A 12,419-nucleotide genomic window follows, 5' to 3' on the forward strand; every position below is an offset into this window, starting at 1 on the left:
TATGTCTATCTTATCTCGTCGTGGTTTTTTAAAAACATCAGTAGCCAGTGTATTTACCGTTGCTATTTCCAGCGCTATAACAGGCTGCGCTCAAACACTAGCTGACAGACCATTATCAGCAATTGAGTTTAAGCATGGTGTTGCCAGTGGTGATCCACTCAGTAATGCTTTAATAATTTGGACGCGAGCCACAACCTCTCAACCATCTTCCATTGCGACTGTTACATGGGAGCTGGCAAGTGATCCTGATTTTAAAAATATATTACGCAGCGGTTACGAACAAACAGATAAAAGCCGCGACTTTACTATAAAAATAGACGTGCAAGATCTTGCACCAAATACCGAATACTTTTACCGTTTTATGGGTTTGCAAACACAAAGCCCTATAGGCCGAGCTAAAACACTGCCAATAAGTAATGTTGAACAAATAAAAATGGCTGTTGTGTCGTGCTCAAACTACCCTGCTGGGTACTTTAATGCCTACACTGATGCCGCCAAGCAAAAGGATTTAGATGTAGTACTGCATTTAGGAGACTATATTTACGAGTACCCAATGGGTGGATACGCCACTGATAATGCTGAAAAAATTGGCCGCCAATTAGCTGCCGATAACAGCGGTGAAATTATTACTTTAAGTGACTACCGCAAACGCTATGCAATTTATAGAACAGACAAAGGCCTACAAGCACTTCACGCAGCAGCGCCTTTTATTGCAATATGGGATGACCACGAAGTTGCTAATGATACATACAAAAATGGCGCGGAAAATCACAACATTAATGAAGGTGACTTTTTTAAACGTCGTGCAGCGGCTATTCAAGCTTATTACGAATGGCTGCCAATTAGACCGCCTATGGGCGAACAAAGCCCGCAAATATATCGCACGTTTGATTTTGGTAATTTAATAAGCTTACACATGCTAGATACGCGCGTAATAGCACGCGATAAGCAACTCGCCTACAGCGATTACAAAAACCCCGAGACCAAGCAAATGGATATTGCGCGCTTTGTCAGTGATTTAAATAATCCAAAAAGGCAGTTACTAGGTAACACACAACTAAACTGGCTCACGAGTGCAATAACTGAGTCAAATGCAAAGTGGCAAGTATTAGGGCAGCAAGTACTCATGAGCAAAATGTGGCTGCCTACTGAAATATTCTCGCAATCCGATCGCACTAAAATCCCGCTGGTATTAAAAGAGCTTGTTGCCATTAAAAAAGCCGTGTTAGCTAATAAAGCGGTAACACCCGCGCAACTCGCACGCGTAAATACTTTAATGCCTTATAATTTAGATGCGTGGGATGGTTACCCAAGCGAGCGCGAAGCATTATACAAAAGCGTTACCGCATTAAATAAAAAGTTAGTAGTGGTTGCAGGTGATACGCACAATGCGTGGCATGGCACATTAAAAAATGCAAAAGGCGAAAGTGTGGGAGTAGAATTTGCAACACCTGGTGTTACATCCCCGGGTATGGAGCATTATTTAGCGCTTAATACAGCACAAGCAAAGCAGATGGCTGACTCGCTTTCATTGTTAATAAACGACTTAAACTATTGTGACTTATCACACCGTGGGTATATGTTACTGACTATTACTAAAGAGCAAATCACAACCGATTGGCGCTATATAGATAACATAAACTCTCCAAGCTACAACATTGCTGCTCAACACCAAAGTGTCTATAAGGGCTAACATTTTGTATAAAAAGAGAAGGTAAACACATTATTTACCTTCTCGTTTATTTTATTAAACGCGCTTAATTACAACTATAAAGAAGCGTCCACGAAGCATCACTTCCTGGAAGGCTGTTTGTATACCAATTTGCACTGTATGCATTGCCTTGATATTGTATTTTGTCGTCGGTGTTATTGTGTGTAAATGGACCGGCCGAATAATCCTTTTTCACCCAATTAGGGTATGTATTAATACCATTACAATCGGTTGAACTCACAACACTACATCCATTTGCATCAACATTTGTACCTGCGGGTGTATCTGGGCACTGATCAATATCATCATTCACTCCATCATTATCCGCATCACTTTGTGGTTCAACTACTTCAACAGCACAACCCACATCATTAACAGTTTCCCCTGCAGGTGTATTTGGACATTGATCAACACTATCGCTAATACCATCAGCATCGGCATCAGTTACCGCACAACCAATACTATCAACCACTGTATCTGCAGGAGTATTATCACACTGATCAAGGCTGTCACTTATACCATCGCCATCAGAGTCTAAAGCAACGGTACTGCCACCCCAACCTTGAATGATCTCTTTAACTTTAGTGCCTGAAGCGGTTAATGAATTCCAACTGCCGCCAGGGGTGAATAACGAAGCCCCTTCGTTTTTATCATTAATAGACCAGTTAGCGTGACTAATATTGTTTGTTTTAAAAAATGCCATCCATGCATCTGTTTCATTAGCATTAACACCACCATTGCCATCAGCATTAACTGTCCCCCACTCTGTAGCAAACAATGCAATACCGTTGTCGAGTGCTGTTTGCGCTTTATTTCGATATGATTGTCCGTGCGTGCCAGCATAAAAGTGCAGAGTGTAAGCAATATTGGCGCGATCTATCGGATCTTGTGATGCCACATCAACGTCTTGAGACCATGTTGGTGTACCAACCACAATTAAATTATCAGGATCGATTGCTCTAATTTTATCAATTACAGTTTCGGCGTAAGGCTTAATATCGTTAGCCCATGAAATTTGTAACGGCTCGTTATAAATCTCATAAATAACATTATCGTATTGCCCATACTTTGTAGCTACGTCTTCAAAAAATCGAACGGCAGTTGCCTGATCTGTATGTGCTTCATGGCTATGAAAGTCAATAATAACGTACATATCCTCAGCAATAGCAGCATTTACAACAGTATCAAGACGGCTCATATTGCCATCCCAGTCATAATTTAAGCTACCACCAGCACTTGACCCATGGCCTATTGCCGCGCGAATCAATGTTGCATTAAATTCAGACTTAGCACGTGCTACTGTTTCTGCGGTATAAAATTTTTCAGCCCCCCACCCCGTGTTACTCCAGAATAAGCTGGTACCTGCAAAGCTCGTATTTTCACCACCAGCAAGAATTTGATTACCACTAACCGTTAATTTCTCAACAGCGGCATTAGCCATTGTTGAACAACCTAATAATAAAGCTAACGATAAGCTCGTCACTTTAAAGTTCCTTTTGTTGTGATTAATTAAACTGTTATCCATAATATTTCCTTAAATTGAAGTTATCAGTCGTCATTTCGCTGATGTAATAAAGTAAAACCGCAAAAGCAATACAAAGTAATTGTCAATTATATTTTACGTAAGTTAAAAGTACCAACTTATTATTAACATTAACTGAACAAAAAAATTCACGAAGCACTGCCGTGAATTAGGAAAAGGAGAATAAAAGGCATGTTTAACGAAGTTCGAAGATTTTGTCGGGGATATATTGTTTTTTACACTTTTTTTACATTAGGTAAAAATAAAATGTTTAAGTAGAGTAAATAGGTAGCCATCGATTAAGAAACACCACCTTGCATACATTTTAGTCAATTATATTGGGCAACACCTTACGTCCTAAACGATAGGCATCTGCAATACTCAATATCCAAATAACAATCATTAAAGGTACGTACTTATATTCAGCGAGCTGAGCGCAGGCGTTAGATGGTTGTTGCGCGGCTTTTAAAATGGCCGTAACCGACATAGGGATTTTTCCGTGTACAATTTCATTTGCAGTACACTGTGCAATCGCAAATATATCTTGAAAGGTTAAAATTAAAAGAACAGAAAATACCCCCGCAAAAATAGCGCCTATAAGGTGTTTTTTTAAAGAAAAATGCCCCGCTCCAGGATAAACAATGGCGGTAAGTAAAGCAGCTTTAAGATCTGGTTTCATATTTATCCAATATAGAAATTACACTTTTTAAAGTGGTCACATAAAAAAGCCACTTTGCAGTGGCTCAATTAAAATATCAAGTAGTTAAATGTATTATTGTCCGCCAAACCCGAGAGTTAACTCAATACCAACAAAGCGAGGTGCTCCTGCAACAAATGTTGGGTTGCCAAATCCTCCTCCAGTATTACCAGCATCAACTAAATACTCTTTATCTAATAAGTTACTAGCAAATACACTAACAGCCCAGTCATCACCATTTGCGATACCTAAGCGCGCACTGACTAATCCAAGCGCTGGTTGGCTAATATCTAAGCCTGATATTGGCGCATTTGCTGGCTCAAAAAACACTTCAGAGCGGTAGCTATATATCAAAGAGCTCGTTAAATTAAGTGAGTTTGACAATTCTGTTGAATAAAACAGCCCCGTACTAAATGTCCACTCTGGTTGTAATCTAAATTTATTGCCAGCGAGGTTACCGTTATTACTGTCATCATCTATTTCAGCATCAAGGTAAGCCGTATTGGCAAATACCTCAAACTCATTATTAATTAACGCCCTTACTTCAGCCTCTGCGCCAACATTAGTGGCAGAGCCCGCATCTGCAGAAAACGCAACGCCTTCATCATCCTGTAACGTAACCTGAAAGTTAGAGTAATCTTGATAAAATACAGCGACAGAGTAATCTAAACGCCCGTCAAGCGCTTTGCCTTTAATACCGGTTTCGTAGTTCCAAATAATTTCCGCTGGAACTTCTGATATTGAGGCTTCGACATTCCCTTGTTCATCGTTAGCCGAACTTACTTCAAGTACTTCCGAACGACGCCCTTTTGAAACAGTCGCATACATATTTGTGGTAGGGTTTATTATATAAAGCGCATTAAAACGTGGCAGCCAATCATCATAATCAGCATTGCCATAGAATGTTTCACCATTAGTATCAACCGTAAACAATGGCGCTTGCGTCAAAACACTATTGGGTGCAGCAGAGCTATAACCACTGCGCTTTTCTTCTTTTATATAACGAAGACCCGCTGTTAACTCCAGTGCCTCAGTTGCAGCATAAGTTACATCAGCAAACGCTGAGTACGCTTTGTTTTCACCATAGTTTGTAAACTCTAATGAATATGGCAACTCGTTTATTGCACCACCTGTTAATACTGGCGTTAAAATATTAACGCTACCATCATTATTAATACAAGGAACACCTGTACCCAATACGCCTAAGCAATTTAAGAATATAGACTCCTCTGTACTAAATGGAATACGCTGGCTACCCTCTTCTTCAAAGTAACTCACACCAAAAATACTAGTAAACTTATTCTGCGTATAAACAGCGCGTAATTCTTGGCTAAATTGATCGCCCTCAGCAGCTTCTGCAAATTCTAAAAACCATGCCTGCGTACCATCAGCATCAAACACTTCTAAAGAATCAAAGTTACGCCCTGCGGTAATTGAGGTGATTGTTAAATCGTTACTTACATCCCAATTTACAGTCAAATTTAAATCGTTAACTGTGCGCTCCACACCTAAGTCTTTTTTTCCAAACACAGACTCTGCATACGGACTACCTGGCATTTCAACAAAGCTATATGGACTTGTATCACCACCGGTTGGTGCATAAAGCCCATTTTTAAAAGATGTACCCGAGTCATCATTTTTTTCATACGTATACACCAAATCAATCGTTACATCGTCACTAGGTGTAATACGTAAAGACGGACGATAAGAAAAACGCTCAATAGCATGCATATCATCTTGCTTAAACCCAGCCGGATTTTGGGAGTTACTATCTCCTGCAATATTTTTTATAAACCCATCACGTTCACGATAAGTAAAAGCAACACGGCCTTGCATTAAATCATTACCACCCGTTACAAAACCACTAACACCTTTGGCCGAGTAATTACCAACGGATGCTTTTAATTGAGCCGAAAAATCTTTTTCTGGTTTACGTGTTGCTACACTAATAGCCCCCACAGAAGCTGCTGTTCCAAACAGTGTCGCTTGTGGTCCCTTAACCACTTCAATCCCTTCTACATCAAAAAGCTCAAAGTACGAGCCACGAGAGCGTGATACATCTGCTCCGTTATAATAAATAGACACACGAGGTGATGATTGAGACGACCCACTATCAGACGTAATACCACGAATTACAAAGCCCGGGTTGTTAGGGCTTTGCTCTTGAATAACAAGCCCTGGTGTTATTTCAGATAAAGTGTCGAGTTCGCCAATACCTAAGCTTTCTAAAAAGTCGCCATCGTAGGCACTTATTGTTACAGGCACATCTTGTATTGATTGCGCACGCTTTTGAGCAACAACCACTATTTCATCAAGTTCTTTATTTATGGTTTGATCTGCAAAACTATTTGTTGATGTAACGCAAATCATCGCCACAGACAATTTAGTAAGTTTAAGAAAAGGCCGTGTTGTTAATTTATTTTTCATGTTTTTCACTGTTCGTCCGGTTAATTGTTTTTAGGAATTACCGGTAATCTAACGAACTATTACGACTTTTTTACGTCTTATTAATTACGCATTGGTTAAATTGATGTTTCAACTTTATGAAAAATAATAAATTATTGTATTCATATAAAAATTATAAGATTGAAAAACTCAGCGTACACTTGTACACTAAAATTCATTCAAATAGTGGTAGGATCTGTCATGTCGTTAGAAGCGCCCTATTCTAAAAAAGAAGAACAACTAAACGTAATTAGTCATGCACTTGGTATTGTATTTGCCGCATTTGTTATGTGGGATTTATTTAGCCAAGCCACCAGCACTAAAGCGTATATTAGTACTGCAATTTATGGCAGTAGCCTATTTGTGCTGTTTTTGTCATCCACTTTGTACCACGCCAGTATTCAACCGCGCTTAAGAGCCTTTTATAAAAAGTGCGATCACTGCGCCATATACTTATTAATTGCCGGCACCTACACTCCCTTTTTATTAATCTCATTAACCGGTGCTTGGTCATGGGCAACACTTACATTTATTTGGACTGTCGCACTGGCGGGCGTTGCGTACAAAGTATTTGTAAAAAACGGCAATAAAAAAATATCACTCGCCACCTACTTGCTCATGGGTTGGTTTGCACTGGCTATTGTATATCCGCTTTATTCAAGTGTTGATGTAAAAGCACTTTACTGGCTACTTGCCGGCGGTATTTTTTATAGTTTAGGCACTTTTTTTTACAGCGCTAAAAGACACACAATTTAGCCACGCAATTTGGCACTTATTTGTTATTGCTGGGTGTGTTTGCCATTATATTTCAATTAGTAATTATGTTTATTAGGCAGGTAAAGCCAATTAGAATGGTCTGGTTCGAGCGAGGAACGGACATTCACTTTAGCTTGTTTTTGGACAGTTCCGCGTTATGATTTCTGATTAATGCAGGATGTTTGGATAAATTCTGGTAGAGCAAAAGGAAGGAGCTAACCCCGTTAGTCCTTCATAGCATTTATAATAACAAGCGATTTAAATAATGGATGACATGAATAACATTGAAGATAAAAAGATAATCAATTGGATTAAAAACCAAGAATTTTCGAAGCTAACTTCTCTAGATAATTGTTGGCAGTCCCATGAAAATAAATTGTATCTAGGGTTTTATTACTTTATCCAATATCTAAAGCAAGAATGCTTAGATGATGTTATTGCCGAAGCAATTTCACGGTACGGCGATGAATCTTCTGCTTACTGCTACCTTGGGGGTACTGCTGATAAGATTTACAGCTCATTCAATGAGCAGCACATACCAGCCGGTTTCTATCGACACGCTATAAAACTAAACCCAAACAATGCTCACGCCCATTGGGGATTGTTCATTAAGGATGATGATACGAATTCATGTATCAAATCTTTACAACTCGATTATAAAAACAATGAATTTGAGCGATTAGGTCACACAATAGATAACCTGAGCAGATATCACAGCAATAGCTTCTCAGCCTTTACATTTCAAGACTGGCAGTTTATTAAATCTTTAATTCAAGATAGCAAAGTTACTTGTGAGAGGGATATGCTTGTTGTTGTGCTTTTCTATCTTGATGAAGTTGAGGATTGTTTAGCCCTAATAGAATCAATGGATAGCGTAAGTGTTGAAATCATAGAAGCGTATTTAAATCGCAACTTAATCAGTAAAGAGTTTGCGATAAGCAAGCTTTATTGCTGGCAAATCGATAAGTTATTAGGTGACGACTACAAAACAATTTACCAAGCTTATGTCAAGGAATCAGAGGAAGGGAGAGCTAACCCTCTTAGGCAGGTGCTAATACAAAAAGCATTTCAGGCAGGAGAATATAAAGACGTCGTTACTTACCACGAAGAAGCACCAACAAACGATTTATATTACCGAAACGATATAAACGGAGGTCTGTATTACTTGCTAGCGTTGTCATACTTAAAACAACCAGTAAACAAGCAAGTTTTGAAGGTTATTAATGACAAGGCAGACACCTTAGAAGGGGAATCTAAAACTCTATATCAAGCCGTTAGATGTAAACATAAAATTGATGAGCTAGAGCGTCGATTCCTAGAAGAGACACGTTTCAAAAATATGATTGATAACTGGCAAATATATCAAGAAGTGACTAAGGCATTCGACTCCCCCAACTTAATCAACCACCCAACCTATGAGCATTTGAGTAGCTCGTTAAATTCATTAAAAAACAAGTGGAATGATGCATACTACAATACGCAGCTAGCAGAGATGAAAGACAAACTATCTAACGGAGATATGAGCAATGACGATTTCCTGCGTTTATACAACTTAGGCATAGAGTGCAATGAATTTGATTTCGTAATAGAAAATATTACCAAGTTTCATTCTAATAACATACCAACCATCTCATCGTACAATTGTATTGGCGTATGTTATGAGCGCAAAAAAGAACTTAGTCATGCATTTGAATACTACAAGCTTGCTATAAAGTTGATGCGCTTATCAAAGGACTATGATCACATTCTCATTGGTAATTACATTAGCTGTGCACAAAGGTTGCCTGATGTAGAAGTATCAGAAGAAGAATATAACGACTTACGACACAGGTATAATGCTAACTTAGTCAACCAGTTCAAATGGCACACTTTTACAGCAAAATCAGGTCGACTTTTTAAGTATTCCCCTTTTAATGTCAATAGTATTGATGCACTTACAAACCAGTACTTTTATTTGGCGTCAAAAAAACAGTTAAATGACCCCATTGAACTACCGATATTAAGTAAGCTTGATTCGAATAACCTGATAGATACCAACTATCGCATCTGCTCGCTATCGAACAACAATAATTCTATGTTGATGTGGTCTCACTACGCCCAAGAGCACAAAGGTATAATGGTCGAATATTGGTTTGGTGGGGAATTTCCTTACGGGGTTGGCATCGAAAAAGTGAACTATACAGATGAATCTAAAAGAAATTTAGAAAAACATTTATATATTTTTAACCAATACCTTTTAACTAAAAATAACGACTGGTCTTACGAAGATGAAGTTAGAATATTCACTAATGCTAAAGAAAAAATCTACTTTGAGAACTTTAATTACCCGAATACCGATCGCACCAAAATCAACGCTAGTATTCGCAGTATCACGCTAGGATGCGACTTCCCCGATGATAAGAGAAAACTTATAGCAAATATAGCTAACACAATAAATTCCAACAGAGAAAGTTATGCGCCCAAAGTAACTTTGCGAGAAGCTTTTATTTCACAAGATAACTGTTTCGCATTAAAGTATCGAGACATCGAAATTTCAACAATCTAATGAAATAAAACTGCTGGAGGTAAGCCTTGCTTCCTCCCATCTAGTACTTTTGTATATAAAAACTCGCAAATTACCTGAAATAACAATTCGAGCTTTAGTTCATAGTGGGGCAGAAACGAGTTAATCATGAATGACTGCTCATGGCACTCTCCAGCCAGTCGACAACATAAAATATTGATAATAATTGGCAAGGTATTTTACTTTGTCGGTTGGCGTGGCTTCGCCACTTATCCGACCTACGTAAAAAGGTAGGTTGGTTAAGCCAAAGGCGCCACCCAACAGAATATCGATTCACGCCTTGAAGGTCAGCCATGGCACTTACCTGCCCATAATAGTTATATCACTCCCACCGGCACTCGCGCATATTCACTTTGTCGCTTTTAAACAGTATGCCTTCTGATAATAGCTTTTCGCGTTGTTCTTGGTATTTTTCGCTACCCGCTGGAAACGATATTTTACCTTGGCTATTCACTACCCTGTGCCAAGGTATAACCGAGTCGTTTGGCATCACTTTTAATAAGCGCCCCACCAACCGTGAGTTTTGCGGGTAGCCCGCAAGAGCTGCAACTTGCCCATAACTTGCTACTTTTCCTATTGGTATGCCTGCGATAACAGTATAAATAAGTGTTTCTTTATCAATATCAGCGTTCATTTAAATACGCCTCACTAAGTACTTTAAATTGCTCCCAAATAGTACGCGCTACAGGGCCGTGGTGCACTGCATGTTGTCTAAAGGCTCTAATTTGTGCACTAAACTTATGCTCACGGTCAGTTATGTGTATTTCTTGAAGTAAGCCTGCTTTTATTTCAGGGTCGCAGTGCTCTAGGCTCATCATTGCCCAACCTGCGCCTGAGAGTAAAAACGATTTTAAGGTCGATACATCATCAATTTTCATCATGGCCGAGCCTTTTGAGTACGATAGTCTGTCACTGTCGATACTCAAATCACTTTCAAACATGGCTAAACACGGATACGTTTGCAGTTCGCTATAGGTTAGCTTTTGAGGAAGTACGCCTTTAGCGCTGACAATGCCAATATCGAGCCTGCCTATAGGTACGCTTTCTAAATCGCCTGTCGCGTGAAATAAATCAAACCACGGGCCAATGCCTAATTCAGCTTGCCCACTGTTTACTTGCTCTAACGAAATAAAGCGCTTCCCGCTTGTTAAGCTAAATTCCGTGCTGGTAAACAACCTAAAAGTATTACTTATGATCTCGTTGTAACTTTGCATATGGCAAAGTTGTTCGTAACAAATTCTAAATTGGGGCTCATTCCCGAGTGCTAATTCTTTAGCAAGCTGTGCTAACTCGCCGTTCGCATGCAGGAGTTGCTGCGCCTCGCGGTGAAAAATACGCCCTTTTTCAGTAAGCTGTAATCGGTACTTACTTCTATCTAGTAACTCAAATCCTATTTTTTCTTCTAGTTTTTTAATAGCAAGTGTAAGCGCGGGCTGCGTTTTATGTAGCTTTAGTGCTGCCCCACTTAAGCTTGCGCTTTGCACTATGGCATCTAAAATTATTAATTGATTCAGCTTCATATACCGCTCTGCAACATTATAAGTAAAACTTATTGAGTTTCTAAAATTTAATGATTTTTATTTTATATGTTTGCAGCGTATGCTGCACTTAATTATTTTGCCATCACTGCAACGGAGAAGACATGAAACTCTTTCGTCTATGTTTATTAACAACGACCTTACTTAGCTTAATAGCCTGTTCTGAGCCAGAACAACAAGTTAAAGAAGAGCCCATTCGCCCTGTTAAATTATTCAACATAGGTCATGATTCTCAAATTAACATTCGCAGCTTTCCTGCTGAAGTTGTTGCAAACCAAGGGTCATACCTTGCTTTTAGGGTAAACGGCGAACTTATTAAGTTTCCTGTGCTTGCTGGTGAACATGTAGAGAAAGGCCAACTATTGGCAAAGCTCGATCCTGAAGATTTTGAATTGCAATATGATGATAGAAAAGCTAGGTATGAACTTGCAAAATCTCAACTTAACCGAATAGAACAATTATTTGAAAAACGAATTACTAGCCAATCAGAGCTCGATAAAGCAACTGCTGATATGCAAGTTGCTGAATCAGCATTCAAAATAGCTGAAACAAACCTTGAGTACAGTGAATTACGTGCTCCTTTTAGTGGCATCGTCGCTAAAGTATTTGTTAAAAACTTTGAAAATATTCAAGCGAAGCAAAATATATTACGTTTAGAAACCCGCGATTTAATGGACGTTGAAATACAAGTTCCTGAAAAAATAGTTGCACGCTTTAATAAAGGCACTAGCTACCAACCTACTGTTAAATTTGACGGTTACGACGACAAAGAATACACCTTAACGATAAAAGAATGGGATACGCAAGCAGACCCTGCAACACTTACTTATAAAGTTGTTTTTTCTCTGCCTGTACCCGATGACTTTAATTTACTTGCTGGCATGACAGGCAGTGTACTAATTGATTTGAGTAAAGTAACTAACTCACAAGTTGCTTACACAATTTTACCTATCGAATCCGTTTTTTCTGATCCTCAAGAAACCATTAAAAACAATGCATATGTTTGGCTTTACGACGAGCAAACAGGTCAGGTTCATAAGCAAGCGGTAGAAATTGGTCAACTTCATCGCGACGGCATTGAAGTACTAAGCGGCATTAAAGAAGGTCAAATAGTTGTGGCTGCGGGTGTACACTCAATAAAAGAAGGCATGAAGGTACGCGCGTGGAATAAAGAGCGAGGCTTATAA

Annotated in this window: 8 protein-coding genes and 1 pseudogene; 4 read left to right on the plus strand and 5 right to left on the minus strand. The window is 39.0% G+C overall.

The genetic code is table 11. The features are described from left to right. Position 1: 1 nt before the first annotated feature. Positions 2-1,693: an alkaline phosphatase gene (locus P20495_RS07440; RefSeq protein ID WP_008137102.1), complete on the plus strand. Its 1,692-nt coding sequence runs from the start codon at positions 2-4 to the stop codon at positions 1,691-1,693. A gap of 64 nt (positions 1,694-1,757) precedes the next feature. Here the strand turns inward: P20495_RS07440 and P20495_RS07435 are convergent, their stop codons facing one another. The 3 genes from P20495_RS07435 to P20495_RS07425 form a co-directional block, all read right to left on the minus strand. After that, positions 1,758-3,236: a cellulase family glycosylhydrolase gene (locus P20495_RS07435; RefSeq protein ID WP_008137104.1), complete on the minus strand. Its 1,479-nt coding sequence runs from the start codon at positions 3,234-3,236 to the stop codon at positions 1,758-1,760. 322 nt (positions 3,237-3,558) lie between these two features. Further along, positions 3,559-3,912, minus strand: a complete 354-nt coding sequence (locus P20495_RS07430) for a hypothetical protein (RefSeq protein WP_007376336.1) — start codon at positions 3,910-3,912, stop codon at positions 3,559-3,561. A 93-nt stretch (positions 3,913-4,005) separates the two neighbouring features. Continuing rightward, positions 4,006-6,357 (minus strand): TonB-dependent receptor, encoded by a 2,352-nt coding sequence (locus P20495_RS07425; protein WP_008137106.1) that lies wholly within the window; start codon positions 6,355-6,357, stop codon positions 4,006-4,008. A gap of 219 nt (positions 6,358-6,576) precedes the next feature. Between P20495_RS07425 and P20495_RS07420 the strand changes: the two are divergent. Both P20495_RS07420 and P20495_RS07415 read left to right on the plus strand, forming a co-directional pair. Beyond that, positions 6,577-7,207, plus strand: a pseudogene (locus P20495_RS07420) (hemolysin III family protein). A gap of 198 nt (positions 7,208-7,405) precedes the next feature. Next, positions 7,406-9,676 (plus strand): DUF2971 domain-containing protein, encoded by a 2,271-nt coding sequence (locus P20495_RS07415; protein ID WP_008137110.1) that lies wholly within the window; start codon positions 7,406-7,408, stop codon positions 9,674-9,676. A gap of 340 nt (positions 9,677-10,016) precedes the next feature. Here P20495_RS07415 and P20495_RS07410 read toward each other — a convergent pair whose 3' ends face one another. Continuing rightward, entirely contained in the window at positions 10,017-10,328 is a 312-nt protein-coding gene (locus P20495_RS07410) for an MGMT family protein (RefSeq protein WP_008137114.1), read from the minus strand. Beyond that, positions 10,318-11,214 carry a LysR family transcriptional regulator gene (locus P20495_RS07405; protein ID WP_008137116.1) on the minus strand — a complete coding sequence of 299 codons (897 nt, stop codon included), beginning with the start codon at positions 11,212-11,214 and terminating at the stop codon, positions 10,318-10,320. Before P20495_RS07405 ends, P20495_RS07410 begins: the two co-directional genes overlap by 11 nt. A gap of 122 nt (positions 11,215-11,336) precedes the next feature. Here P20495_RS07405 and P20495_RS07400 point away from each other — a divergent pair, with 122 nt between their 5' ends. Then, positions 11,337-12,419 carry an efflux RND transporter periplasmic adaptor subunit gene (locus P20495_RS07400; protein WP_008137119.1) on the plus strand — a complete coding sequence of 361 codons (1,083 nt, stop codon included), beginning with the start codon at positions 11,337-11,339 and terminating at the stop codon, positions 12,417-12,419.

It is taken from the genome of Pseudoalteromonas sp. BSi20495 (assembly GCF_000241185.1).
GTDB classification, from domain to species: Bacteria; Pseudomonadota; Gammaproteobacteria; order Enterobacterales; family Alteromonadaceae; genus Pseudoalteromonas; species Pseudoalteromonas fuliginea.

Bases quoted from the DNA above. Each gene is read 5' to 3' on its own strand.
- P20495_RS07400 (WP_008137119.1), top strand. From the start codon at position 11,337: ATGAAACTCTTTCGTCTATGTTTATTAACAACGACCTTACTTAGCTTA.
- P20495_RS07410 (WP_008137114.1), bottom strand. From the start codon at position 10,328: ATGAACGCTGATATTGATAAAGAAACACTTATTTATACTGTTATCGCA.
- P20495_RS07440 (WP_008137102.1), top strand. From the start codon at position 2: ATGTCTATCTTATCTCGTCGTGGTTTTTTAAAAACATCAGTAGCCAGT.
- P20495_RS07405 (WP_008137116.1), bottom strand. From the start codon at position 11,214: ATGAAGCTGAATCAATTAATAATTTTAGATGCCATAGTGCAAAGCGCA.
- P20495_RS07435 (WP_008137104.1), bottom strand. From the start codon at position 3,236: ATGGATAACAGTTTAATTAATCACAACAAAAGGAACTTTAAAGTGACG.
- P20495_RS07430 (WP_007376336.1), bottom strand. From the start codon at position 3,912: ATGAAACCAGATCTTAAAGCTGCTTTACTTACCGCCATTGTTTATCCT.
- P20495_RS07415 (WP_008137110.1), top strand. From the start codon at position 7,406: ATGAATAACATTGAAGATAAAAAGATAATCAATTGGATTAAAAACCAA.
- P20495_RS07425 (WP_008137106.1), bottom strand. From the start codon at position 6,357: ATGAAAAATAAATTAACAACACGGCCTTTTCTTAAACTTACTAAATTG.